This window comes from Psychroserpens citreus, from assembly GCF_055686305.1.
This window is the reverse complement of sequence record NZ_CM145999.1, coordinates 3,542,158-3,567,637: the sequence shown is the minus strand read 5'-3', so window position 1 is coordinate 3,567,637 and position 25,480 is coordinate 3,542,158. Positions and strand designations below refer to the sequence as shown.

Here is a 25,480-nt window from a genome sequence, read left to right as displayed (position 1 = left end):
CGTTATAAATACGTACTTTTGCAACCTGTTTTTTATTTATGAAGAAATTAATTTACTTACTAGCAATACTATTAGCATGTTCATCGTGTAGCGAATATCAAAAGGCTTTGAAGTCCGAAGATACAGCTACTAAATTTAAGATGGGAACAGAAATGTATGAAGCTGGTAAATGGAATAAAGCAAATAGAATTTTTAAACAAATTGTTCCAAATTACGCTGGAAAACCTCAAGCTGAAAAGTTGATGTATATGTATGCTAAGACATTTTATGAGATGAAAAGTTACTTAGAAGCGGGTTATCAAATGGGGCGTTTTGAACAATCCTATGCTAATAGCGAGAAGGTACAAGAAATTGCTTTTTTAGCAGCGAAGAGTTATTACATGGTGTCTCCTGTATATAGTAAAGAACAGATAGAAACCGTTGAAGCTCTAGAAAAATTACAGTTGTTTGTTAATAAGTATCCAGATTCTGAGTATTTGCCACAAGCCAACCAGCTCATTAAAGAGCTAGATTATAAATTAGAGAAAAAAGCATTCGAAATTGCTAAACAATATAACAAAATTGCATACTTTGAATCTTCAGATTATGAAGCAGCAATAAAAGCCTTTGATAATTTTTTAGCAGATTATCCTGGTACGAGTTTTAGAGAAGAAGCTATGTTTTATAGATTGGATTCAGCCTATAAATTAGGAATAAATAGTGTTGAAGCTAAAAAAGAAGGACGTTTAAACACGGCAATTAATTATTATAATACATTTCATAAGTATTATCCTGATTCTGAATTTAAAGCGGATGCCGATAAAATGAATGATGAAATGACTGCAGCAATGCAACAATTTAATACAAAAAGTTAATTTACATATATAATGGATTTAAAAAAGACCAATGCTCCTGTAACTACAGAAACCTATGATAGAAATATCATTGATAAGCCAACAGATAATATCTATGAGGCGATTTCTGTAATCTCAAAAAGAGCAGAACAAATCAACACAGACATTAGACGTGAGTTAGTTGACAAATTAGAAGAGTTTGCTACTTACAACGATAGTCTTGAAGAAATCTTTGAAAACAAAGAGCAAATAGAAGTCTCTAAGTTCTATGAAAAATTGCCTAAGCCTCATGCTTTGGCGGTTCAAGAGTGGTTAGATGACAAAATTTACTACAGAAATACTGACGACGACGCTCAAGAATAATACAGCTATGTCAATATTGAGCGGCAAAAATATACTACTCGGCATAACAGCTGGTATTGCTGCTTACAAGACAGCCAGCCTTGTAAGGCTATTTATTAAAGCAGGCGCAAACGTAAAGGTCGTTATGACGCCTGCTTCTAAAGACTTTATTACACCTTTAACACTATCTACACTATCTAAAAACCCTGTATATTCTTCGTTTACAAATGAAGATGATGATAATGCTATGTGGAATAACCATGTAGAATTGGGGTTGTGGGCAGACCTTTTTATAATAGCTCCTGCTACTGCAAATACATTGTCTAAAATGTCTAATGGAACTTGTGATAATTTATTGATGGCCACGTATCTTTCTGCAAAATGTCCAGTGTACTTTGCGCCAGCAATGGATTTAGATATGTATAAACATCAATCTACTAAACATTCTTTTGAAACTTTAGAATCCTACGGAAATGTAATGATACCAGCAACATCAGGCGAATTGGCCAGTGGTCTTGTAGGTGAAGGTCGTATGGCAGAACCTGAAGATATTCTTACTTTTATTGAAAGTGATGTGTTGGGAAAATTACCATTACGTGGTAAAAAAGTATTGATAACGGCTGGGCCAACATATGAAGCTATAGATCCCGTTCGATTTATTGGTAATCATTCTAGCGGAAAAATGGGATTCGAAATTGCTAAAGCAGCCGCTAATTTAGGTGCTAAGGTTGTTTTAATCTCTGGACCTTCCTCACAAAAAGTCTCTCACAGTCTGATTAATGTGATACGAGTGAAGAGCGCACAAGATATGTATAATGAGGCGCATACGTATTTCAATGATGTTGATATTGCGATACTCTCGGCAGCCGTTGCAGACTATAGACCAAAAAATGTTGCTGATAAAAAAATAAAAAAGAAGGAATCTACGTTTACTATAGAGCTTGAGAAAACTAAAGATATTTTAAAATCTCTAGGTGTTATTAAAAACAAACAATTCCTTGTAGGTTTTGCATTAGAAACCAATAATGAACTAGAACACGCTAAAGGTAAATTAACATCTAAAAATTTGGATTTGATTGTTCTTAATTCGCTTAATGATAAAGGTGCTGGTTTTGGTGGTTCGACAAATAAAGTTACTTTTATAACAGCTTCTAATGAGGTTATCGCTCATGAGTTAAAATCTAAAGCTGAAGTGGCTCAAGATTTAATGCAACAAATTTTAAAACAAACACATGCGTAAATATATATACAGTCTTCTTATCATTCTAATCACTGCTAAGTCTTGGTCACAAGAACTCAATTGTAATGTTGTAGTTAATGCTCAGCAAACAGGAAATGAAAATGTTCAGGTGTTTAAAACTTTAGAGCGTCAGTTAAGAGAGTTTGTTAATAATACGCAATGGACTAACAAGTCCTATAAAAACCAAGAACGTATAGATTGCGGAATGGTCATTACCATAAATGATTATGATACAGATCGATTTAAAGCCACTCTGCAGATTCAAAGTTCAAGACCAGTTTATGGCTCTACCTATGGAACACCTATCTATAATTTTAATGACAAGGATTTTAATTTTCAATATTTAGAATTTCAGAATTTTGTATACAATCCAACTCAGTTTGAGTCTAATTTAATTTCAGTTATTTCTTTTCATATATATATGATGTTAGGTTTGGATGCCGATTCGTTTGCTCCAAATGGAGGTGATGAGTACTTTAAACAAGCGCAAACGATTTTAAATTATTCCCAACAAAATAATGCTAAAGGATGGAAACTTGAAGATGGTCAGCAAACTCGGTTTGTATTAATTGATAATATCTTGTCTCCTACCTTTATAGATTTTAGAAATGTAATGTATGATTATCATCGTAATGGATTAGATCTGATGAGCGAAGATGCCAAAAAAGGGAAACAAGGTATTGCAGATGCTATTGACGGACTTAAAAAAATGAATAGCCGACGCCCTAATTCTTTTTTAATGCGAGTGTTTTTTGATGCCAAATCAGACGAAATTAAAGATGTATTTAGTGGTGGACCTAATGTTAATGTTGCCGAACTCACATCAACTTTGACTAAAATTGCTCCAATGCACTCATCAAAGTGGAGAGCGATTAAATTTTAGGCACTTTCTTTAGTGCTAAATTTACTTACCATATATTATTAAGTTTTGCGTTTTATAATTTGTAAAGTGTAAATTTGTAGTCTATCTAATAGTAGTCTTCATACATTTATGTTAACACATCTTACCATAAAAAATTATGCGCTTATTGATGAACTTCAAGTGAGTTTCAATAACGGATTAACTATAATTACAGGTGAAACAGGAGCAGGTAAATCAATTCTTTTAGGTGGTTTATCTCTTATACTGGGAAAACGTGCTGAAATGAGTAGTGTGAAAGATGCATCGAAAAAGTGTATAGTTGAGGCAACCTTTGATATTGCAAAATATAATTTAAAACCTTTATTTAAGTCCGAAGATTTAGACTACGAATCTTTAACTATCATACGTCGCGAAATTTTACCTTCAGGAAAGTCAAGAGCATTTATAAATGATACACCAGTTAATTTAGATAGCCTTCAATTGTTAGGTGTACGATTATTAGATATTCATTCACAGCATCAGACCTTACAATTAACTAGTGATAGTTTTCAGTTTCAAATCATTGATGCACTAGCAGATAATGCTAAACGTCTAAATCAATATGCTAACACACTTAAAGATTATAAACGTTTAAAGGTTGATTTAGATAATCTTCAGCAGCAAAAATTAGACGCCATTAAGGAGTTGGATTATAATTTATTTCTTCTTAAAGAGCTGGAAGATGCTAGATTAAAACCTGGTGAATTAGAAACTTTAGAAGGTGAGTATGAAAGCCTTAATAATGTTGAAGAGATTAAAGATAAATTATCAAACGCACATCAATTACTCAACAATGAAGAGGTAGGTGTAATGACATATCTTACAGAGGTTAAAAATCATTTGACAAATTTGTCTAGCTATGGTAAACAATATGATTCAATTTATCAACGTGTTAATAGTTGTTTGATTGAAATTGATGATGTGTTTTCTGAAATTGAACAGCTTGAGAGTCAGTTGGAAGCAGATCCTAATCGCTTAGAAGTTGTAAATGCAAAATTACAAGTACTTCATAACTTGATGCAAAAGCATACTGTGGCTTCAGTTGAAGAACTTTTAATTATAAAAGCTGAGTTAGATTCTAAAGTTTCTGTTACTGAAAATTTAGATGAATTAATTTTAGTACAAAATCAAGCTATTCAAACTATTGAAGCTGAGCTAAAATCCTTGTCAGTAAGCATACATCAAAACAGAAAAAAAATAATTCCTGAACTAATAACGGAGTTAGAAAACACCTTATCTACTTTAGGCATGCCCAATGCTAAATTTAGTATAGAATTGGAGACTTCAGATTCATTTTTAAGTAATGGAACAGATAGGCTTGAGTTTTTGTTTTCTGCTAATAAAGGGGGGCAATTTAATGATCTTAAAAAAGCAGCCTCTGGTGGAGAGTTATCCCGAATAATGCTAGCGATAAAATCAATATTGTCAAAGTATACGCAATTGCCAACCATAATGTTTGATGAAATTGACACAGGCGTTTCTGGTGAAATTTCAAATAAAATGGCAACTATAATGCAGCATTTGAGTAAGAAAATGCAAGTGTTTACTATTACGCATTTACCACAAATTGCGGCTAAAGGAGATGCGCATTATAAAGTGTATAAAGAAGATATTGATGATGTTACACAAACTCAACTCAAAAAATTAGCGCCAGAAGAACGTATTGTTGAAATTGCTCAAATGCTAGGAGGTACGAATGTTTCAAATTCGGCCCTAGAACATGCCAAGCAATTACTCAATTAATAGTATCTTTGAATTTAAATAATCAACTAACATTTTAATTATTATAGCATGTCATACAACTTATTAAAAGGAAAACGCGGAATTATATTTGGAGCTCTAGACTCAAATTCGATTGCTTGGAAGACAGCTGAGCGTGTCCACGAAGAAGGTGGAACTTTTGTGCTTACTAATGCGCCAATTGCTATGCGAATGGGGCAAATTAATGAATTGGCCGAAAAAACTGGATCTCAAATTATTCCTGCAGATGCAACTTCTGAAGAAGATTTACAAAACCTTGTAGAAAAATCGATGGAAATATTAGGAGGCAAAATTGATTTTGTATTGCATTCAATAGGTATGTCTGTAAATGTTAGAAAAGGACGAGCGTATACTGATCAAAAATATGATTGGACCCAAAAAGGTACAGATGTGTCAGCAATGTCATTCCATAAAGTGATGCAAACCCTGTATAAGGCAGATGCGATGAACGAGTGGGGAAGTATTGTGGCTTTAACTTATATGGCTGCTCAGCGTGTATTTCCAGATTATAATGATATGGCAGATAACAAAGCCTATTTAGAAAGTATTGCACGTAGCTTTGGGTATTTCTTTGGAAGAGATAAAAAAGTAAGAGTAAACACCATTTCTCAATCTCCAACACCAACAACAGCTGGTCAAGGAGTTAAAGGCTTTGATGGCTTTATTGCCTATGCAGAGAAAATGTCTCCTTTAGGAAATGCAACTGCAATGGATTGTGCCAATTATACAGTTACCTTGTTTAGTGATTTAACTAAACGCGTAACACTACAAAACCTATATAATGATGGAGGATTTAGTAACATGGGTGTGAGTGATGCTGTGATGGATACGTTTATTCAAGAATAGATAAATGACATAAATAACCGCCATAAATTATTTGAAATTAAACCATTATACTTTGTATGATGGTTTTTTTGTTGACAAATCATTTTATTCATCGATGTTTTTTGCGTTTAATCGATTAGTAGGCTAGGCATAAATTTATTATTAATAATTAACATAATTTTAGAGAATAACTAATTTAAAACTGACTAAAAATGAAAAAAATTACTTTACTCTTATTTGTGTTTGCCATATTTACATGGCAATCTAATGCCCAATATGGTTGTGATTCTGGTGTAGCAATTACAGATGGTTACACAGCTACTGGAATTACTAGCCCTGGTACAGGAGGAGCTGAGGATTGGAATGATCCTAACCCTTCTATGATTAATATGTGTACTAATTCTGGCGGATCAGCATTAAGCGGCTTTTACTTTGATGATGATGTATATTTATTTACCTATACAGCTGGTGTTGATGACGAAGAGGTTTCTATGACTATCACTTCTAACACTACTTGGACTGGATTAGGAATTTTTGCTTCATGTACGGGTACCGCTTTAGATGATTGTATGGGATCTAGTGGAAGCTCTTCTGGAGGAACATTAACAGCTACAGCAAACATTTCTGGTGGTCAAACCGTCTATATTGCTGTTGGGCAATGGGGAACTCCTAATGCACTTGATTTTGATGTTGATTCATTTACGGCTTCTCCTTTAGTGAATCCACCAAATTGTGATGCAGCCTTAACATCTCCTGCAAATGGAGAAACGGATGCTAATCTTAACAATGGTATTACTTGGTCTGCTGCGACTGGAGCTCCTACAGGTTATAAAGTGACTATAGGTACAACTATGGGAGGAAATGATGTTGCTGATAATGTTGATGTTGGAGATAATTTAACTTACGCTGTAGCTTTCTCAGCTGCTACAACGTATTATACAACTATCACACCTTATAACTCAAATGGAGATGCTACTGGTTGTACTGAAGAATCATTTACTACAACAAGTGCGCCTGCTTGTCCTACTCTTACGACTACTCTAGATGCATGTGGTAATTTCGATGTTGAAGTTACTTGGGATGCAGTTGGAAATGCTGATAGTTACAGCGTAACTGTTGGTACAACTATGGGAGGAAATGATGTTGCTGATAATGTTGATGTTGGAAATAATCTTAATTATACAATTACTAACACTACAGTAAGTACTGATTACTATGTAACAGTTAATGCTGTTAATTCGGCAGGAACGTCTTCAGGTTGTACTGAAGCAATGTATACTACAGCTGCAGCTGCATGTTACTGTGATTCAACTCCATCAAGTAACGATGGAAATGGAATTGCTAGTTTAACTGTTGATGCAACTGACTTTACAAGTGGAGGAGATATTACTTATGAAGATTTCACAGGCTCTCCAGTTGATTTGCCAGCTGGAATCGTAGCAAATGTTCAAATTGTTTTTGAAACAGGGTATACCTATGATACTAATATTTGGATTGATTTTAATGATGATTTCAACTTCTCGGCTGATGAATTAGTGTTTGATGGCGTGTCTACTGCAGATAACCCAACTACGCTTGATGCTTCTTTTCAAATGCCTGTATCAGCAGCATTAGGTACACATAGAATGCGTATTGGAACAGCAGATTCAGGTCAAGCTACTCCAGATCCATGTTACACTGGATCTTATGGTGTAACTATGGATGTAGATGTTAATATTGTAATGGCTAGCTGTAATGCAGCTGATGCTACTGCGGCGATAAATGATGACTGTGGAAACAGCCAATTTTATGTTGATGTCGACGTGACTACTGTTGGAGATGCAACACAAGTTAATGATGGTACAAATACATATGCTATATCAGGTGCTGGAATTGTTCAAGCTGGACCTTATGCAAGCGGAGCAACTGTATCCTTAACTGTGGAGCACACGGATCCTACGTGTGATTTTAGTCTAGGTGATTTTTCATATACTTGTCCTCCAGTTAACGACGACTGTTCTGGAGCTATTGATGTGACCGTTGATGTTGGTTTCTGTGATGGGACAAATAATAATGGAGATAATACAGGAGCAACCGATTCAGGATTAGGCTTGGCAGCTTGCTTTAACTATGGTGAAAATGATGTATGGTTCTCGTTCACAGTACCAGCAACTACTGCTACTGTAGATATTTCTACTGATTTCCTTGGAGGTACTAATGTTGATACTGAAATCGCATTATACTCTGGAGTTTGTGGTAGTTTAACAGAAGTTGCATGTGATAATGATGGTGGAACTACAATTTTAAGTAATGGTTCATCTTGGAATTCATTAATTACAGATCAAGCTGTAACAGCTGGTGAAACATACTATGTTCGTGTTTCTGGTTATAATGCAGCTAGAGAAGGAACATTTTGTCTTGAATTGACTACTAATCAAACATTAAGCATTGATGATTTTGAAAGACTTGGGTTCACTTATTTCCCTAACCCAGTTAATAATACATTAACAATAAATGCTCAAAACGCAATTGATAATGTGTCTATACTAAACATGTTAGGTCAAGAAGTATTAAAAGCTGCTCCTAATAGCGTAAATTCTGTATTAGATTTATCACAATTACAAACTGGAGCGTATTTTGCTAAAGTTACAATTGGTAATTCTACTGAAACAGTTAGAATCATTAAGCAGTAATTGCTTTAAGATTAATAGCTTATATTTAAAAAAGAGGTCAGAAATGGCCTCTTTTTTTGTTTGTATATTGTAGAAGTAATAACACATAAGCTTTTATCAGATTGGTTTGAGTGCCAAATAAGCGCTATAAATAATGAAGGCTGCCTGTTTTAATTATGGGCATTTAACGATTATTGAACACTTTTAAACGATTTTGCAGCTTTATTTTCAGATTGTTATAGATTTATCCTAAATTTATATGCTATTAATTAAATTCAATGAAATATGAAAAAAATTACTTTTATCTTATTATTCGCACTTGTATGCAGCTTTAGTTTTGCTCAAACGTTTACAGATAGTGGTGGACCTTATGATATTCAAAACGGAGAAGGAGGTACAGGAGCAACTTGTGGAACGGCATTTGAATTGTCTTTACCATTAACGGTTTCAGGTATTGGAACTTTAGGAACTACTAACATATTACAGAGTGTAACCTTAAATATAACTCACAGTTGGAATGATGATATTGTAATTAGTTTGCAAGATCCTTCAGGTACAGTGACTGTATTATTAACTGATGATAATGGCGGAAATGGAGATGGATTTGTTGATGTGATTCTTCAGGATGGTTCACCTGAATTGCCTGATGGAAATACAGATCCTATTACAGGAACATTTGCACCAGACGAACCACTTTCTACTTTTAATGCAGCGTCGATTTCTGCAGATGGAGATTGGGTATTGTTAGTTTGTGATGATGCTGGCGGAGATACTGGTCAAATCGAAAATTGGTCACTAACATTTGCTCCAGCGCCTTCATGTGCTGATCCGGAAGCATTTACTGCCGTATCTAACTCTGGAACTACAGCAGATTTAGCTTGGACTCAAGTTGGTAGTGTATCTTTATGGGACATTGAATTAGTTGATATTACTGCTACAGGAACAGCTACTGGGACGCCTACATCGACGGGAGTATCTAACCCAACAACATTAACAGGCTTAACTCCTGAAAATGATTATGAAGTATATGTAAGAGCAGATTGTGGTATGACAGATGGTGTTAGTAATTGGGTTGGCCCTGTTGCGTTTACAACACCACCACTATGTAATATAGTAACAACTGTGCCTATAGATGCACTAACGGATATTAGTATAGACTTTTCTTGGGATGCACCAGCTACAGGTACTCCAGTTGGCTATAACTGGGAAATCGTTGAAGATGGTACCGGGCAAGGAGGAACGGTTTTAGCTAGTGGATCAACTACTGAGCCAACAAGAAGCGCCTCTTCTGGTGATGTATTAACCTTAGATACTGATTATGATATTTGGATTCAAACAGATTGTGGTGCCGATGGTACTAGTGTTTGGAATGGTCCATTTGAGTTTTTAACGCAACCTGGCCCAGCACCAGCAAATAATGATTGTGCTGGAGCACAATCTGTAACTCAGGAAACTTCAATTGTTGATGCTGCTTCAGCTACTGCGATTCCAGGATCTATTGTTGGAGCAACGCCTTCTGGTCTTGATGCCGAAGTGTGCAACGGTTTTACTGGTACTGCCAACGATGATGTTTGGTATTCTTTCGAAGCTTTAACAGCTAATGTGAATATCACTTTCGAATTTACAAACTTTGATGGTGTAGCTCAATTATATTCTGGATCGTGTGGATCGTTAGCTGTTGTTGATTGTTCAGATAGTACGTTTGGTACTGGTCCTCAAGAAGAGATTAATGCTACAGGTCTTACTGTGGGTGAGACTTACTATACTAGAATTTATCAATATAATACATCTAACACAGCTGGAAAGGTATTTAATGTAAAAGTATGGTCACCAGATGTGTTATCTGTTGAATCTTTAGATAATGAAAACGCATTTAGATACTTCCCTAATCCAGTTAATAACGAATTAACGTTAAGTGCTCAGAAGGATATTCAAAATGTAGCAATTTTCAATATGTTAGGTCAAGAAGTTTTAAGAACCGCTCCTAATACTGTTGAAAGTACAATTGATATGAATGGATTAAGTCAGGGTGCTTACTTCGTTAAAGTAACTATTGATAATACTACAGATACAATAAGAATTATTAAGCAATAAGCTTATTTACATAATTTTCAAAAGCCACCTATATGGTGGCTTTTGTTTTTTGTTTACTTACCTTTGTGCAGTATGAGTGCATTACATTATTCGTTTATAATACCAGTATATAATAGACCCGATGAGGTTGATGAATTACTTGGAAGTTTTAAGGATTTGGAAGGGAATTTCTCTTTTGAAATAGTCATCGTTGAAGATGGGTCTTCAATAGATTGTAAGTCTGTTATTGACACCTATAGTAATGACTTAAACTTGTCGTACTTTTTTAAGCCTAATTCTGGTCCAGGAGATTCTAGAAATTATGGAATGCGAAAAGCTTCTGGAGATTATTTCATCATCTTGGATTCTGATTGTCTTTTGCCTCCTCACTATTTAAAAGTAGTAGATGATTACTTGTCTTCTAAATATGTAGATTGTTATGGAGGTCCCGATGCAGCACATGAATCGTTTACTAATTTACAAAAGGCAATAAATTTTGCTATGACTTCTTTTATTACTACTGGAGGAATTCGAGGTGGTAAGACTTCAGGTTATAAATTTCAGCCTAGAAGTTTTAATATGGGTTTATCAAAAAAAGCATTTTTTGCCTCAAATGGATTTGGGAAAATTCACCCTGGCGAAGACCCAGATTTATCGATAAGACTAAATGAATTAGGTTTTGAAACTGTATTAATACAAGAGGCATTTGTATTTCATAAACGACGTATTTCTTGGCAAAAGTTTTATCAACAAGTGCATAAGTTTGGATTAGTAAGACCTATACTTAATAAATGGCATCCTAAAACGAGACGATTAACTTATTGGTTTCCTACGGTATTCTCTTTAGGATTTATACTTGCTATTCTAGCTTTTATTATTGGTTTAAAATGGCCTTTAGCTTTATACGGTTGCTATCTTGTATTAGCATTTGCTATGGCATTGTTTTTATCAAAAAATGTAAGTGTTGCATTTCAATCCATTTTAGCTATTTTTATTCAATTCTTTGGATATGGTTATGGGTTTTTAAAATCAACTTTTGCGATTGATATTTTAAATAAAAAACCTGAAACCCGATTTCCGAAATTATTTTTTAAAGATGCTTAATCGTGTACAATCTAAATTAACTCAATCCCTTAGGAATAAAAGACTTAATGTTTTTGGTTTTTTCTTTCTATTGGCATTCTTGATATTAGTGGTTACGAAGCTCTCTGAAACTTATGTCGAAACCATTCCGTTTAAAGTAGCTTATAAGAATCTTCCAGAAGCAAATATCATAGTACTTGATAGTACACCTAAGGTGTATGTTACAGTGTCTACACATGGTTTTAATTTAATGTCCTATTATTTTCAGGATAAAACTTATCTATTAGATATTAATGATAACACAAGTAAAACTGATGATAATTATATTTGGATTGCAGAAAAAGGGGCTTATGACTTAAAAGAACAATTGGGAAACTCGGTAAAAATAGTTTCAGTTAAACCAGATACATTGTTATTGCCTTATGGTGTTTTAAGTGTGAAAACGATACCAGTAACGTTAATGTCTCAGCATAGTTTTGCATCGGGTTATGATACACTAGAAGGTTTTAAACTAATTCCAGATTCTGTAAAAGTTATTGGAGCAGAGCAAGAGATAGCTGAAATTAATTCGGTTGACACTAAGCTATTAGAATTAAATGATGTACGTGCCAGTATTGATGATTATATAGATTTGGAATTTCCTAATTTATCTGAACGGTTAAAGCTTTCGGAAAAACGTGTAAAAGTTAAAGCTAATGTTGAGAAGTTTACAGAAGGCACTTTTGAAATTCCAGTTACAATATTGAATTTGCCAAAACAATTGGAAATTAACTATTTTCCAAAATATATTAAGGTAGCCTATTACTTAAGTTTGAAGGATTACAAAGATGTAAAGCCTACTGATTTTAGAATTGAATGTAATTACGATGATGTAAAAGGAGATAAATCGTTTTTTACACCACAACTTATAGTGAATTCTGAAAAAATAAAATCTGCCAAAATGAAGCAGAATAAAGTTGAATATATTATAGTAAAATGATTGTAATAGGACTTACTGGAGGTATTGGTAGTGGTAAAACTACAGTAGCATCCTTTTTCAAGGCGTTTGATATTCCTGTTTATATAGCCGATGTTGAGGCTAAAGGCTTAATGATGAGATCTAAAGTTATTAGACGAAAGTTGATTGCTCTTTTTGGAGAAAAGGCTTATGACCACAATCAACTTAATAGAGCTTATATTGCTTCAAAAATTTTTAATGATAAAAGTCTTTTAGATCAAATGAATACCATAGTGCATCCTAAAGTAGCGGCTCATTTTAAGCGCTGGTTGAAAAAGCAAGATGCACCTTATGTTATTAAAGAAGCTGCTATTATTTTTGAACATCATAAAGAGAGTCAATACGATTTAATCATTACTGTAATTGCAGATATTGAGGATCGAATTAAAAGAGTAATTAAACGAGATAATTCTAACAGATCTAAAATTGAAGCGATTATAAATAATCAAATGTCAGATGAGGATAAAATGGAAAAATCTCATTTTGTGATTGTTAATAATGACCTTGAGGACGCTAAACTACAGGTTGATAAAATCCATCAGTTGATACTTAACCATATCAAAAAAAACAAAAATTAACATATTTGTTAATGTAAGGTTAAACCTTAAGAGTTCTAAATGTTAAAATACTAAATTTGACTGATGGGCAAAAGGCTATTCATTTTATTGGTGGTTTTAATGAGTTTATCACTCATAGGTATCATTTTCGTTCAGGCATTTTTTATTAATAATACCTTGCAAAATGAAGGGAAGCAGTTTACATCTGATGTTAAGCGTTCCTTGATTTCCGTTTCCAAGGCAATTGAAGACAAAGAGCTTCTAAGTTATGATCGACTTTTTAAAGAAGTAATTAAAAACGGAAGAACGCCAGATACCACAGAAATAAAACAGCTATTGATTTTTGATTCTTTTGATGAAGAAACAAACTTAGCAATTCGTTTTAAAAGCGCCATTTCTGAAGAAAGTTTTAAAGTCCCAGCATTGTTCTTTGACATTGGTACAGATAGTATAAGCATTAGTCGTTTCACTAATAGAAACGAAACTAAAGTTTTTGAACGTAGCCCAATTGATGGTAAGATTAATTTAAATCCTATTCAAAAATTTACAGATTATAATACTTGGGATGATATTAGTCGACTTCAATATAAAATGGGATATCAAAAAGTGTATAAAAATTACCCAGTTTATAAACGTATTTCTAATGAGGAAGTTTCTGAGTTGTTAGAATCTCAATTTAAAATTAGTGGTATTAATACTGAATTTGAATACGCCATATATGATAAAGATTTGGCGACTAAGATACAATCAGAAGGCTTCGAATTAAATCCATCAACAACTATTGGAATCCCAGTGTTTATGGATGCGGAGAAAAAAAGCAATTATTCATTATATGTGGACTTTCCGCAGCGAAAAAATTATTTATTATCGTCAATAATTGGAATGATTGTATTGTCAATCATATTTACCTCTATTATTATACTGGCATATTCGAGTGCGATTTATCAGCTAATTAGACAACGTCAAATATCTCAAATAAAAACAGATTTTATCAATAATATGACGCATGAATTTAAGACGCCTATAGCAACAATTAACTTGGCTTTAGATTCTATTAGAAACCCAAAAATTATTGGGGATAAAGAGAAGGTAATGCGTTACTTAAGAATGATTAAAGATGAAAATAAACGTATGCATGCTCAAGTAGAAAATGTGTTGCGTATTTCGAAATTAGAAAAAAATGAGCTCAATATTAGTAAGGAAAGAGTAAAGTTACACGACCTAATCGAAGATGCCGTGACTCATGTTGAATTGATAGTTGAAGATCGAAAAGGTTATGTCAAAACGCATTTAGAAGCCGATAAATCGTCGGTATTAGCTAATGAGACGCATTTTACAAATGTAATTGTTAATATTTTGGATAACGCTATTAAATATAGTGATGATGCACCAAAAATTGATGTTTATACTGAAAATATAGGGACTAATATATTGCTTAAAATTTCAGATCAAGGCAATGGAATGTCTAAGCAAGTTCAAAAGCGTGTGTTTGAGAAGTTTTATCGAGAACATACAGGAAATGTACACAATGTTAAAGGTCACGGTTTAGGTTTGGCTTATGTGAAACGAATCGTTGACGACCATCAAGGTCATATATCAGTAGAAAGTGAAAAAGGAAAGGGTAGCACGTTTACAATAAAACTACCGTTAATATCATAAATTATGGAAGAGCAAAATAAAAAAATTCTTTTGGTAGAAGACGATCCAAACTTTGGAACCGTTTTAAAAGACTATTTAAACATGAATGACTATGACGTAGTTCATGCTAAAAACGGAATGGAAGGTTTCGAGAAATTCAAAAAAGATGATTATGATCTTTGTATTTTGGATGTCATGATGCCTTATAAGGATGGATTTACTCTAGCTAAAGAAATTAGGGAAAAAAATACAGATGTGCCAATTATTTTCTTAACAGCAAAAGCGATGAAAGAAGATGTGCTTAAAGGTTATAAAGTTGGTGCAGATGACTATTTAAATAAACCATTTGATAGCGAAGTTTTATTGATGAAGATTAAGGCTATAATGCAACGTAAAGCTACAGATACGATTGCAGATAGTAAACAATTTGAGTTCAAAATTGGAAGGTTTGATTTAAACTCTAAATTACGTTTCTTAAAGTTTGATGGTAAAGATCCAATTAAATTATCTCCCAAAGAAAATGAGTTATTGAGAATGTTGGCGCTTCATGAAAACGATTTGATGCCACGCGAACTTGCATTAACTAAAATTTGGAGAGATGATAATTATTTTACGTCTAGAAGTATGGATGTATATATTGCGAAATTACGTAAATACTTGAAATTAGATGCTAATGTTGAAATTCTAAACATTCATGGAGAAGGGTTTAGATTAGTTGTTAATCAAGAAGCTTAAGTATAACTTATAAATATAAAAAAAGCCAATCTATTAGATTGGCTTTTTTTATATTTAATCTGTAGATTTTCCTATTGTATTAGTTTGATTTCATACAATGTGCTTGTCTATAGTGGCTATAATATCGGAAACATTTGTTTGATAATCAAACCAAAATATATCTTCATTTTTTTTGAACCAAGTAAGTTGTCGTTTGGCAAAACGCCTTGTGTTTTTCTTAATTTCTGAAATTGCAAATTCAAGCGTCCATTCACCATCCAGATACTTAAAAATCTCTTTATAGCCTACAGTGTTGAGCGCATTCAAATCTTGTTTTGATTTTAAGAGTTTTACTTCATCAATTAAACCTTGGTCAATCATGAGGTCGACACGCCTATTGATTCGATCGTAAATAATGGTTCTTTCTGCGGTTAACCCAATCGTAATGGTTTTGAACGCTCTGAGTTTATTTGTATTTTTTAAAAAAGAAGTATAGGTTTTTCCACTAGTTAAACAAACTTCTAAGGCTCTTATAACACGTTTTGGGTTGTCAATAGCAATAGTTTCAAAAGCTTTAGGGTCTAATTGTTTTAACTGTAATTGTAGTGCTTCTAATCCGTTAGTTTTAAGCTTGGAGTTTAAGTCTTCCCTTATGTTATTGTTTACTTTTGGTAAGTCGTCAAGTCCTTTAATAACAGCATTTACATATAAACCCGATCCACCAACCATTATTGCTATAGGTTGTGCTTCATGAAGTGTTTTTAATTTGGCAATAGCATCTTTTTCGAAAGCGCCAACATTATAATCATCATCAACAGAAAGATGTTTAATAAAATGATGAGGAGCCGCAGCTAATTCTGTTGAAGTAGGCGCAGCAGTACCTATGTGCATATCTTTATAAAATTGTCGAGAATCTGCCGAAATGATTTCGGTATTATAATGATTGGCTAATTTAATACTAAGGGATGTTTTGCCTATAGCAGTTGGACCAACAATGGAAATTAAATATTTAGTTTTCATTTAAAGCATGTCCGCAATTATGACAAAAATGAGAATCATCTCTGTGGTTTTCAGCTAAACAATTAGAACAAGATTGGGTGTTTGTTTGAACTTCATGTTTGTTAACCTTTGTCATTTCTGATGATACAATCCCAGTTGGAACTGCAATAATTCCATAACCCATTATCATAATTAATGATGCAATTAATTGCCCCAAAGGTGTTGCGGGAGCAATGTCTCCGTATCCAACTGTTGTGAGGGTAACAATGGCCCAATAAACACTTCTGGGGATACTAGTAAACCCGCTTCCTTCTTCACTTTCTACTAAGTACATTATTGTGCCCAATATGATACAAAGTATGATAACAAATGATAGAAATACTGCAATTTTAGCACGACTGGTTTTTAAAGCTCTTACAAAAATTGTCGAAGCACCTATGTATCTCGTAAGTTTTAAAATTCTAAAGACACGTAAAAGACGGAGAGCTCGAAAAGCAACTAATGAGTGTGAACCGACTAAAAACAGAGATAAATATTTTGGAATAGTCGATAATAAATCAATGACACCATAAAAGCTTGTCATATACTTTATTGGTTTTTTTACTGTAACAATTCTAGCTATATATTCAAACGTGAATAGAATGGTAATTACCCATTCTGAAATATTAAGAAAATCATGATATTTTGTATCAATACTCTTAACACTTTCTAGCATTACTAAAATAATACTAGCAATAATGACAAAAAGTAGTACAACATCAAATAATTTACCAGAAGGTGTATCTGCCTCATAAATTATATCATGAAGTTTTTCTCTCCAATTTCGATGTTTAGTAGTTTTACTCATGATTCCAAATGTACTAAAAAGTTTAGTCTTTCTTTTTCAATACAATTAATGAATTCTTTTGAATATCAACAATAGTAGAGAAGTAGCTCTTCAATACATCGTAATAGTCAGAACTATATATGGCTTCTTTGAAGTTGAATTTAAAGAATACGACTACGGAGTTTTCTGTAACGTTGGTATTAAATATTAAAGTCCCTGTTTTGTTGGGCAAACTATAATTTACTGATTTTGGAACATCAATAACTTCATACCCTTCAGTCTTTAACTCTACAGAATATAGGAATGCATCTTTATATCCAAAATCGATAGGATAAGTACGTTCTTGAAGTTTTAATGGGTTTTTGTCAATAAATGTGATTTGAAACGGATTAACATATAGGTTGTCTCCAACAGTTTCAAGAGTTTGTTCTACTTCAAAAGCTTCTGAAAATTCTGACGATGTTTTGTTTGATATTTCTGATGTGTGTTCATTAAATTGTATGGATGGATATTTATTGATGTAATAGTTTAAATATTCTTCAGGATTTTTAGTATAACTTTTTTTCGCGCTTAAAGCATGTTGTCCCGTGTGATTTCCATAGATAGTTCCTTGTAATATATCGTTTTCTATACTTAGATTAACGCGATATTTTTTTATGCTCACACGATTAGGTTCAATATCAACCCAATATCCACCATCTTTAAAGTCAAGCAAACGCCCATACTGGTTGAGGCATCTAAACGGTAATTGTCCAAAAGTTAGATATTCATCGGTAGCATCTAGCATGTAAGTTGAGTCTCCAATAGTTGCTTGTACAATAAGGTAGTTAAAATCTGAAATTACTGGGTAAATACGTGTTGCTAGTCCATTATTTCTAGTTGATAAGAGTACAGGTTTAACATCGATATCATTAGCTTCCAATAAATTGTGAAGAAGGATGTTTATTTCTGAAACATTACCCGATTTATTTTTGACCAAATCTTTGACTGAAGCATCACTAAAAATTCTAAATTCACCATCCCATGTGTATGTTTGCTGTACAAAATCATAAATGGCTTTTGCTTTTTTTAGAGGATCAGTTAAGTTAGTGATATCGGTACTTAGAAGATCTTTTATAACACTACTTTTCTTTAACTGTCTGCCAATGTTATTATCGCTTTTAAGTTCTCCTTCAACACTTTTCCAAGTTTTTGTAATATTATCTACTCTGCCATCAAAACCTCTAAATACTTTTAGTTCATATACAATTCGGGCAATGTAATTTTCTTTTGTGGTCATAAATTCCTCTTCAACAAATGCAGGAATATCTTTCATCACATAGATGTAATCACCACAGTTTGAAGATCCAGCGCCACTAACAGATAGACAGTTTTTTCTTAAAGAAGATGTATTAGTATGCAATTTTTTACCTCCAACTAATTTGATGTTATATTCCCAGTTTCCAGGGATACTTGGCCTATATTCACTATATAACTTCGGAATATCTTCTTGAAAATACCAACTCTTATACTTAAACATATATGGAGATTCTAGTATATAGCTGTATACTATTACCGAGCCTTCTTTTATGTTTGGAAACGTGAACTTAACTAAAGTATAATTCTCATTATAATCTTCTTCAAAAATAGCAGACTTCTCTAATTTTATTTTAGAAACCTGACCATTTTCAAGATTATAGACGGTTGCCATAATTTTTTTTACACGCTCTTTTTTGCCATTTTCACCGTAGAGATAAATAGTTTCTGTTGCGTGGTCAAAACCTTCTCTATTTAGAATTTTGAGTTTTTTCTTTATTTCGGTTTTTAGTAGAAATGTTTCTCGATCCACATAACTTTTACCTGTTTCATATATAATTAAAGCATTAGCAGTAGAGTCTTTGTCATAAATATTTAACTCTAAATCTTGTTTTGTGACCACAAAATCTTCGTCATTAAAGCCAGATTGTGCCTGAATATTTATCGTAATTAATACAAGTATTAAACGTAATACTAATTTCATTGGGGTGTGTTTAAATTGCTATAGTTTTTAATTTTTTGTTACGTCTTAAATAACTTTGAATAATGTGTTGTGTATCTCTATTATTCTCCATTGGAGTGATAATAGACTCTAAGACGTCTATGTTATTGATTTGGTGGTTAAGATCATAAAAACCTAAACCTTTAAATGCGCCATTTTCAATATAAATAACACTTTTTTCATCAATATCTCTACCTTGATCTATAATGACCATATTTTTATTGTCGTAACTATTTTTGGCTATAAGTTCTTCAACACGCTTATTGTAATCTTCTGAAGTTTCTTTCAAAATACATGCGCCATTGCAACTTTTTATGGTGTAGTTAAAGCAATTAGATTTTGTTGGGTATAAACCAGTTAATTTTTGACATAAATTGTATTGTTCTATAACCTTAAACATAAAACTCTTGGCGCTTTGCATGTTGCTGAAGGTTGTGATAGGTTTTTCGTTAGAATTGGTTTTGGCAATTTTAAGGTTAATATATCCATTTTCATCTTTGAAACTATAGAGTCCATGAGTGAATATGTTCCTTCTTAAAGCTCTGTTATATAAGGGTTTATTTCTTTTTATTTCAGCACTTTCTTTAAGCAAGGCTACTAATTCGCTTCCAGTTGCTTCATAGGTTACAGACTTTACTAATAATTGTAATTTTTTTGATTTTGTACTCGTATTAGTTAGGTGTTGGTTAATACGATGTTTAATGTTCTTACTTTTTCCTATGTATATAATTTCGCCATTTTCATCATGAATATAATACACACCTGTTACAGCTGGAAGTTTGTCTATGATGACTTTGTGATTTTCGTTAAGGCGTTTTATAATTTCAGTTTTAACGTGATCTTTAATGATGTGCTTATCTAAATCTTTAGACAGTAACATTTTAAATAGTTTTACCGTAGCCATGGCATCTCCATTTGCACGATGTCTATCACTTACAGGAATACCTAGTGCTCTAGTAAGCTTTCCTAAACTATAAGAGGCTTGATCGGGAATGAGTTGCTTAGATAGTTCTACTGTACATAGTGTTTTGCGTTTAAAACCAAAGCCAAGTCGTTTAAATTCTGTTCTTAAAATGCGATAATCAAATTGAGCATTATGCGCAACAATGATACAATCTTCGGTGATTTCAACAATGCGTTTAGCTACCTCATAAAACTTAGGTGCTGTTTTGAGCATATTGTTGTTAATACCAGTTAAATTAACCACAAAGGGTTGTATTTCTCTTTCTGGGTTGACGAGACTTATAAATTTGTCAATGACTTGATGGCCATCAAACTTATAGATGGCAATCTCTGTTATGCCTTCTTCGTTGTACTTGCCTCCTGTAGTTTCTATGTCTAGTATCGCGTAGATAAATATGTGCTTTTAGTTTGAATAATTACGACTGCCAAATATACTACTTCCTACACGAATCATTGTGCTTCCACAATCAATTGCTAATTGATAATCTCCACTCATTCCCATGCTTATAATATCTAAGTTGGTATTGATTGTTTTGAGTCTGTCGAAAGTGGATTTTAATCGTTTAAATTCCTCTTCAATTTGTGAAGTGTTATCAGTGAAAGTTGCCATTCCCATTACGCCTTTTATATTAATGTGTTTTAATTCTAAAACGTCTTTCGATGTCAATAAGTATTCCGCCTCTTTTGGAGATATGCCATGTTTACTGTCTTCTTTAGCAATTTTTATTTGTAGTAAACAGTTGATGGTCCTATTGTACTTCTTTGCTTGCTTGTCTATTTCCCTGAATAGTTTTAAGCTATCTACACCATGAATTAAACTCACAAATTCTGCCATATATTTTACTTTATTTCGCTGTACGTGTCCAATCATATGCCATTCAATATCCTTAGGCATTTCCTCATATTTATCAACCATTTCTTGGATTTTGTTTTCTCCAAAAATGAGTTGTCCAGAGTTGTAAGCTTCCATAAGAGTACTTACGGGTTTTGTTTTAGACACAGCTACTAAAGTGACTTGTTTTGGAATTTGGGAACGTATATTGTTTAGGTTTTCAGCTATGTTCATATATTAGAATTCATAAATAGTAACACCACTCCGGAGTTTAGGTTCAATAAATGTGCTTTTTGGAGGCATTTTAAGTCCATCGTCAGCGATGTGCTTCATCTCATGTATATCTACAGGAACCATACCAAACCCAACTGCAAACTCACCATTATCGATACGATCTTTAACATTTATGATGTCCTTTTTCCCGTTAATGTAATCTATGCGTACATCATTTCGTAAATCGTTTATTCCTAAGATAGGATTTAAAATGGTGTTATACAGGATTTGTGGGTCTAAAGCATCTAATGCTGTTTTAAAATTATATAGAGATTTCCTCAAATATAAAGAATAAAATTCACCATCTAAATACATGCTGAAATGATGTTTTTTAGAGGGTTTATAAGGCATAATACCTCTATTTTCTATTCTGAAAATAGTATCTAACTGAATCAAAAATTCTTCTTTAGATAAGCCGTTTAAATCTTTGACTAAACGATTGAACTCATGAATTTTTAATTCTGATTCAGGAATCATAAAGGTCATGAAGTGATTATAAGGCTCGTCACCTTTATGTTTTGAATTGTTAGCTTTTTCTTCTTTATACAAAAGGTACGAAGATGCCGAACGATGATGTCCATCAGCAATATAAATCGTAGGCATTTGCTCGAACTCAGCTTTTATAATATCTATAGATGTTTTATGCTCTAATTTCCAGAGGTAATGCGTATCTCTATAAGTTGTTGTGAATTCAAATTCAGCACGCTCTTGTTGTGTTTCTTTAATGATTGCAGATATTGCTGAATTATCAGGATAAGTGAGTAGTACAGGTTCTGCATTAAATCCAACTGTTTTTAAATACTCTTTAAAAATGCGTTCACGATACTCTATGGTGTCTTCGTGTTTTTTGATGACATCGTTTTCATAATCTTCAGCACATGCAGCGGCAACAATGCCATTAAAAACTTGGTGGTCTCTATCTACAATCTTATAAATGTAGTACGTTGGTGTGTCATCCTGAACAAAAATATGGTCTTCTTTAAATTCTAAATATCTATTTTTTACTAATGTATAGCGTTCGGTTCCTGTGATCTCTCTGTCGTATTTATAACCTGGATTTACAATGTGTAAAAATGAAAACGGATTATAATCTAGCCGTGCTTCTCGTTCTGCTTGAGTATAAGTTTGATAAGAACGAGAGGCAACTAAACTCACCTTGTCACGTGTAGGTCTTACTGCTTTAAAAGGAAGTATTTTTGCCATAATTTAGTAATAAGGGTATGTAAGACTCATATAGGAATGACTTAATACTAAAGATCTATTTTGAAAATTGCTTAGCGACAGTTTCTGCTTTTCTACTTTCAGAATAATCATAAAAGCCTTCTCCAGATTTTACTCCTAATTTTCCAGCTCTAACCATATTAACCAATAAGGGGCAAGGTGCATACTTTGGGTTTTTAAATCCGTCGTACATCACATTAAGAATAGAAAGACAAACATCTAGACCAATAAAATCTGCTAGTTGTAATGGGCCCATAGGATGAGCCATTCCTAATTTCATGACGGTGTCAATCTCTACAACACCAGCAACACCATTGTATAATGTTTCAATAGATTCATTCAGCATAGGCATTAAAATACGATTGGCAACAAATCCAGGATAATCATTTACTTCAGTAGGTGTTTTGCCTAAAGTTCTAGATAATTCCATGATTGTATTAGTAACGTCGTCACTTGTATTATAACCACGAATAATTTCTACTAATTTCATGATTGGCACAGGGTTCATAAAATGCATTCCTATAACCATTTCTGGGCGAGAAGTTACAGCCGCAATCTGAGTTATTGAAATAGAAGAAGTGTTAGTTGCTAAGATAGTATCTTCGCCACAAGCTTCGTCTAGTTGTTTAAATATATTTAGCTTTAAATCGATGTTTTCCGTAGCAGCCTCAACAACTAAGCTAGCATATTCTACGCCAGCATTCAGATCTGTGAAAGTGGTGATATTGTCTAAAGTTGCTTGTTTGTCTGCTTCAGAAATTTTTTCTTTTGCGACCATCCGGTCTAAGTTTTTTGAAATAGTATTCATGCCTTTCTGTAAAGAGGCTTCACTTATATCTATTAGTTGAACTTTAAATCCAGATTGAGCAAAAGTATGAGCAATTCCGTTGCCCATTGTTCCTGCTCCAATAACTGCTACATTTTTCATATTTATGTATGTTTTTTCTTGTATTGGGAGTAAATATTTAAAATTGATTAATAATCATCGTGGCAACACGCAAAGCTTCGGTGCCATCATGAAGTGTGACAATTGGTGTTGTGTTATTATTTATAGCATCTGCAAAGGTTTCTAACTCATCCAAAATAGCATTATTATTAGCAATTTCAGGATTGTCAAAATAGATTTGCTTTTTGATACCTTCGGCATTTTGTAAGATCATATCGAAATCTCCAGGCTGTTCAGGAGCATCTTTCATTTTAACAACTTCACATTTCTTTTCTAAGAAATCTACTGAGATATAAGCATCCTTTTGAAAAAATCTTGTTTTTCTCATGTTTTTTAAGGAAATACGACTTGCTGTTAAATTGGCTACACAGCCATTTTCAAATTCAATACGAGCGTTGGCGATATCTGGTGTCTCACTAATAACAGAAACTCCGCTAGCTGATACATTTTTTACTTTAGACCTAACAACACTTAGAATGATATCGATATCATGAATCATTAAATCTAATACTACAGGAACGTCTGTTCCTCGCGGATTAAATTCGGCCAGACGATGTGTTTCAATAAACATTGGATTTTTGATTTGTTCTCTAACCGCAGTGAATGCTGGGTTAAAACGCTCTACATGTCCAACTTGTCCACGGATATCATGCTCAGCTAATAATCGTCTAACATCTTCAGCTTCTTCAACCGTATTTGTAATTGGTTTTTCAATAAAAATATGCTTGCCTTTTGCTATCGCTTTTTTGGCACAATCATAATGCGATAAGGTAGGGGTAACGATGTCAACCATGTCAACGGCTTCAATAAGGGCTTCAATAGAATCAAAGTACTTATAACCAAATTCGGTCTCTACTTTTTTTGCATTTGTTTCATCAGCATCATAAAACCCTATGAGGTCATATTTATCAGATTGATTGAGAAGTCTTAAATGAATTTTACCTAGATGTCCAGCACCAAGTACACCAGCTTTTAGCATTGTTTTACGTTTTCAACAAAAATAAGATTTTTACTGCTTTTTTGTGTGAAAATACCAATAAAAAATCGACGATTTAATGAAGATAAAAATTCCATCAAATTTAACTTTCAGTATAAAAATCTTTCAGTTATTTTAGCATAGTAAACCTAACCACTTTGAAAGATACATTTAAACACCAAGGCCTACGCCAACAATTAGTTGCAACCTTAAAGAAGAAAGGAATTTTGGATGAGAAAGTCTTACAGGCTATAGCTACAATACCTCGACATCTTTTTATGGATTCTAGTTTTTTGGATCATGCTTATCAAGACAAGGCATTTCCAATTGCTGCTAATCAAACTATTTCTCAACCGTATACTGTAGCTTTTCAATCTGAACTATTACAAATAGAACCTGGCGATACAGTATTGGAAATTGGAACAGGAAGTGGATATCAAACAGCGGTTCTATGTTTGTTAGGCGCTAAAGTGTTTAGTATTGAACGCCAGCATGAACTCTATAAAAAAACGAGTAAATTTTTACCTAAGTTAGGCTATCGAGCAAAGAAGCTCATTTTTGGAGATGGTTATATTGGATTAGAAGCCGAAGCGCCATTCGATAGTATTATTGTTACTGCTGGAGCTCCTTTCGTGCCAAAGCCCTTGTTAAGTCAATTAAAAATTAATGGAAGACTAGTCATTCCGGTAGGTGATGATATACAAATCATGACCTTATTTATTAGAAAAGGACCAAAAGAATTTGAACAACATGAATTTGGCGAGTTTAGATTTGTACCTTTATTGGAAGATAAAAATTAATTAGAATTTTAA

General features: G+C 33.2%; 22 protein-coding genes. 14 read left to right on the top strand and 8 right to left on the bottom strand.

Annotated elements, in window-relative coordinates:
- Positions 1-38: 38 nt before the first annotated feature.
- The 13 genes from ACTU6T_RS15970 to ACTU6T_RS15910 all read left to right on the top strand — a co-directional run bounded on the left by ACTU6T_RS15970 (position 39) and on the right by ACTU6T_RS15910 (position 15,636).
- Positions 39-854 (top strand): outer membrane protein assembly factor BamD, encoded by an 816-nt coding sequence (locus ACTU6T_RS15970; protein ID WP_460219198.1) that lies wholly within the window; start codon positions 39-41, stop codon positions 852-854.
- 12 nt (positions 855-866) lie between these two features.
- A complete protein-coding gene (locus ACTU6T_RS15965; protein ID WP_460219197.1) occupies positions 867-1,196 on the top strand; it encodes a DNA-directed RNA polymerase subunit omega in 330 nt (109 codons plus the stop codon).
- Positions 1,197-1,203: 7 nt separating this feature from the next.
- Positions 1,204-2,415 carry a bifunctional phosphopantothenoylcysteine decarboxylase/phosphopantothenate--cysteine ligase CoaBC gene (gene coaBC / locus ACTU6T_RS15960; RefSeq protein ID WP_460220783.1) on the top strand — a complete coding sequence of 404 codons (1,212 nt, stop codon included), beginning with the start codon at positions 1,204-1,206 and terminating at the stop codon, positions 2,413-2,415.
- The gene (gene porD / locus ACTU6T_RS15955) at positions 2,408-3,298 is read left to right on the top strand and encodes a type IX secretion system protein PorD (protein ID WP_460219196.1); all 891 of its coding nucleotides are present in this window, start codon (positions 2,408-2,410) and stop codon (positions 3,296-3,298) included. The genes coaBC and porD overlap by 8 nt, the downstream gene beginning before the upstream one ends.
- Positions 3,299-3,406: 108 nt before the next feature.
- Positions 3,407-5,059, top strand: a complete 1,653-nt coding sequence (recN, locus tag ACTU6T_RS15950) for a DNA repair protein RecN (RefSeq protein ID WP_460219195.1) — start codon at positions 3,407-3,409, stop codon at positions 5,057-5,059.
- Positions 5,060-5,107: 48 nt separating this feature from the next.
- On the top strand, positions 5,108-5,923 hold the full coding sequence (locus ACTU6T_RS15945; RefSeq protein WP_460219194.1) for an enoyl-ACP reductase FabI: 816 nt from the start codon (positions 5,108-5,110) through the stop codon (positions 5,921-5,923).
- Positions 5,924-6,114: 191 nt separating this feature from the next.
- Entirely contained in the window at positions 6,115-8,574 is a 2,460-nt protein-coding gene (locus tag ACTU6T_RS15940) for a T9SS type A sorting domain-containing protein (RefSeq protein ID WP_460219193.1), read from the top strand.
- Positions 8,575-8,838: 264 nt separating this feature from the next.
- On the top strand, positions 8,839-10,647 hold the full coding sequence (locus tag ACTU6T_RS15935; protein WP_460219192.1) for a T9SS type A sorting domain-containing protein: 1,809 nt from the start codon (positions 8,839-8,841) through the stop codon (positions 10,645-10,647).
- A 72-nt stretch (positions 10,648-10,719) separates the two neighbouring features.
- Positions 10,720-11,730 (top strand): glycosyltransferase family 2 protein, encoded by a 1,011-nt coding sequence (locus ACTU6T_RS15930; protein WP_460219191.1) that lies wholly within the window; start codon positions 10,720-10,722, stop codon positions 11,728-11,730.
- Between the two features lie 88 nt (positions 11,731-11,818).
- Positions 11,819-12,688 (top strand): CdaR family protein, encoded by an 870-nt coding sequence (locus ACTU6T_RS15925; RefSeq protein WP_460219190.1) that lies wholly within the window; start codon positions 11,819-11,821, stop codon positions 12,686-12,688.
- A complete protein-coding gene (gene coaE, locus ACTU6T_RS15920; RefSeq protein ID WP_460219189.1) occupies positions 12,685-13,284 on the top strand; it encodes a dephospho-CoA kinase in 600 nt (199 codons plus the stop codon). Before ACTU6T_RS15925 ends, coaE begins: the two co-directional genes overlap by 4 nt.
- Positions 13,285-13,383: 99 nt before the next feature.
- Positions 13,384-14,922: a sensor histidine kinase gene (locus tag ACTU6T_RS15915; protein WP_460219188.1), complete on the top strand. Its 1,539-nt coding sequence runs from the start codon at positions 13,384-13,386 to the stop codon at positions 14,920-14,922.
- Between the two features lie 3 nt (positions 14,923-14,925).
- Positions 14,926-15,636, top strand: a complete 711-nt coding sequence (locus ACTU6T_RS15910; protein WP_460219187.1) for a response regulator transcription factor — start codon at positions 14,926-14,928, stop codon at positions 15,634-15,636.
- 90 nt (positions 15,637-15,726) lie between these two features.
- Here ACTU6T_RS15910 and miaA read toward each other — a convergent pair whose 3' ends face one another.
- From miaA to ACTU6T_RS15870, 8 genes are read right to left on the bottom strand one after another with little or no spacing between them, the layout of a single operon-like run.
- Positions 15,727-16,635 carry a tRNA (adenosine(37)-N6)-dimethylallyltransferase MiaA gene (gene miaA / locus ACTU6T_RS15905; RefSeq protein WP_460219186.1) on the bottom strand — a complete coding sequence of 303 codons (909 nt, stop codon included), beginning with the start codon at positions 16,633-16,635 and terminating at the stop codon, positions 15,727-15,729.
- A complete protein-coding gene (locus tag ACTU6T_RS15900; RefSeq protein WP_460219185.1) occupies positions 16,625-17,461 on the bottom strand; it encodes an ion transporter in 837 nt (278 codons plus the stop codon). Before ACTU6T_RS15900 ends, miaA begins: the two co-directional genes overlap by 11 nt.
- 22 nt (positions 17,462-17,483) lie before the next feature.
- Positions 17,484-19,439 (bottom strand): DUF3857 domain-containing protein, encoded by a 1,956-nt coding sequence (locus tag ACTU6T_RS15895; RefSeq protein WP_460219184.1) that lies wholly within the window; start codon positions 19,437-19,439, stop codon positions 17,484-17,486.
- Positions 19,440-19,449: 10 nt separating this feature from the next.
- Positions 19,450-20,811, bottom strand: a complete 1,362-nt coding sequence (locus ACTU6T_RS15890) for an exonuclease domain-containing protein (protein ID WP_460220782.1) — start codon at positions 20,809-20,811, stop codon at positions 19,450-19,452.
- 12 nt (positions 20,812-20,823) lie between these two features.
- Entirely contained in the window at positions 20,824-21,486 is a 663-nt protein-coding gene (locus ACTU6T_RS15885; RefSeq protein ID WP_460219183.1) for a YggS family pyridoxal phosphate-dependent enzyme, read from the bottom strand.
- 3 nt (positions 21,487-21,489) lie between these two features.
- On the bottom strand, positions 21,490-22,728 hold the full coding sequence (locus tag ACTU6T_RS15880; RefSeq protein ID WP_460219182.1) for a DUF1015 domain-containing protein: 1,239 nt from the start codon (positions 22,726-22,728) through the stop codon (positions 21,490-21,492).
- 55 nt (positions 22,729-22,783) lie between these two features.
- On the bottom strand, positions 22,784-23,674 hold the full coding sequence (locus ACTU6T_RS15875; RefSeq protein WP_460219181.1) for a 3-hydroxyacyl-CoA dehydrogenase family protein: 891 nt from the start codon (positions 23,672-23,674) through the stop codon (positions 22,784-22,786).
- A gap of 37 nt (positions 23,675-23,711) precedes the next feature.
- Positions 23,712-24,671: a Gfo/Idh/MocA family protein gene (locus ACTU6T_RS15870; RefSeq protein WP_460219180.1), complete on the bottom strand. Its 960-nt coding sequence runs from the start codon at positions 24,669-24,671 to the stop codon at positions 23,712-23,714.
- A gap of 155 nt (positions 24,672-24,826) precedes the next feature.
- Here ACTU6T_RS15870 and ACTU6T_RS15865 point away from each other — a divergent pair, with 155 nt between their 5' ends.
- Complete coding sequence (locus ACTU6T_RS15865; RefSeq protein ID WP_460219179.1) at positions 24,827-25,468, top strand: protein-L-isoaspartate(D-aspartate) O-methyltransferase; 642 nt, start codon at positions 24,827-24,829, stop codon at positions 25,466-25,468.
- Positions 25,469-25,480 lie beyond the last annotated feature (12 nt).

What these genes read in the sequence shown, in the direction of transcription:
- ACTU6T_RS15970 (WP_460219198.1), top strand. Translation starts at nt 39, where the DNA reads ATGAAGAAATTAATTTACTTACTAGCAATACTATTAGCATGTTCATCG.
- ACTU6T_RS15965 (WP_460219197.1), top strand. Translation starts at nt 867, where the DNA reads ATGGATTTAAAAAAGACCAATGCTCCTGTAACTACAGAAACCTATGAT.
- coaBC (WP_460220783.1), top strand. Translation starts at nt 1,204, where the DNA reads ATGTCAATATTGAGCGGCAAAAATATACTACTCGGCATAACAGCTGGT.
- porD (WP_460219196.1), top strand. Translation starts at nt 2,408, where the DNA reads ATGCGTAAATATATATACAGTCTTCTTATCATTCTAATCACTGCTAAG.
- recN (WP_460219195.1), top strand. Translation starts at nt 3,407, where the DNA reads ATGTTAACACATCTTACCATAAAAAATTATGCGCTTATTGATGAACTT.
- ACTU6T_RS15945 (WP_460219194.1), top strand. Translation starts at nt 5,108, where the DNA reads ATGTCATACAACTTATTAAAAGGAAAACGCGGAATTATATTTGGAGCT.
- ACTU6T_RS15940 (WP_460219193.1), top strand. Translation starts at nt 6,115, where the DNA reads ATGAAAAAAATTACTTTACTCTTATTTGTGTTTGCCATATTTACATGG.
- ACTU6T_RS15935 (WP_460219192.1), top strand. Translation starts at nt 8,839, where the DNA reads ATGAAAAAAATTACTTTTATCTTATTATTCGCACTTGTATGCAGCTTT.
- ACTU6T_RS15930 (WP_460219191.1), top strand. Translation starts at nt 10,720, where the DNA reads ATGAGTGCATTACATTATTCGTTTATAATACCAGTATATAATAGACCC.
- coaE (WP_460219189.1), top strand. Translation starts at nt 12,685, where the DNA reads ATGATTGTAATAGGACTTACTGGAGGTATTGGTAGTGGTAAAACTACA.
- ACTU6T_RS15915 (WP_460219188.1), top strand. Translation starts at nt 13,384, where the DNA reads ATGAGTTTATCACTCATAGGTATCATTTTCGTTCAGGCATTTTTTATT.
- ACTU6T_RS15910 (WP_460219187.1), top strand. Translation starts at nt 14,926, where the DNA reads ATGGAAGAGCAAAATAAAAAAATTCTTTTGGTAGAAGACGATCCAAAC.
- miaA (WP_460219186.1), bottom strand. Translation starts at nt 16,635, where the DNA reads ATGAAAACTAAATATTTAATTTCCATTGTTGGTCCAACTGCTATAGGC.
- ACTU6T_RS15900 (WP_460219185.1), bottom strand. Translation starts at nt 17,461, where the DNA reads ATGAGTAAAACTACTAAACATCGAAATTGGAGAGAAAAACTTCATGAT.
- ACTU6T_RS15895 (WP_460219184.1), bottom strand. Translation starts at nt 19,439, where the DNA reads ATGAAATTAGTATTACGTTTAATACTTGTATTAATTACGATAAATATT.
- ACTU6T_RS15885 (WP_460219183.1), bottom strand. Translation starts at nt 21,486, where the DNA reads ATGAACATAGCTGAAAACCTAAACAATATACGTTCCCAAATTCCAAAA.
- ACTU6T_RS15880 (WP_460219182.1), bottom strand. Translation starts at nt 22,728, where the DNA reads ATGGCAAAAATACTTCCTTTTAAAGCAGTAAGACCTACACGTGACAAG.
- ACTU6T_RS15875 (WP_460219181.1), bottom strand. Translation starts at nt 23,674, where the DNA reads ATGAAAAATGTAGCAGTTATTGGAGCAGGAACAATGGGCAACGGAATT.
- ACTU6T_RS15870 (WP_460219180.1), bottom strand. Translation starts at nt 24,671, where the DNA reads ATGCTAAAAGCTGGTGTACTTGGTGCTGGACATCTAGGTAAAATTCAT.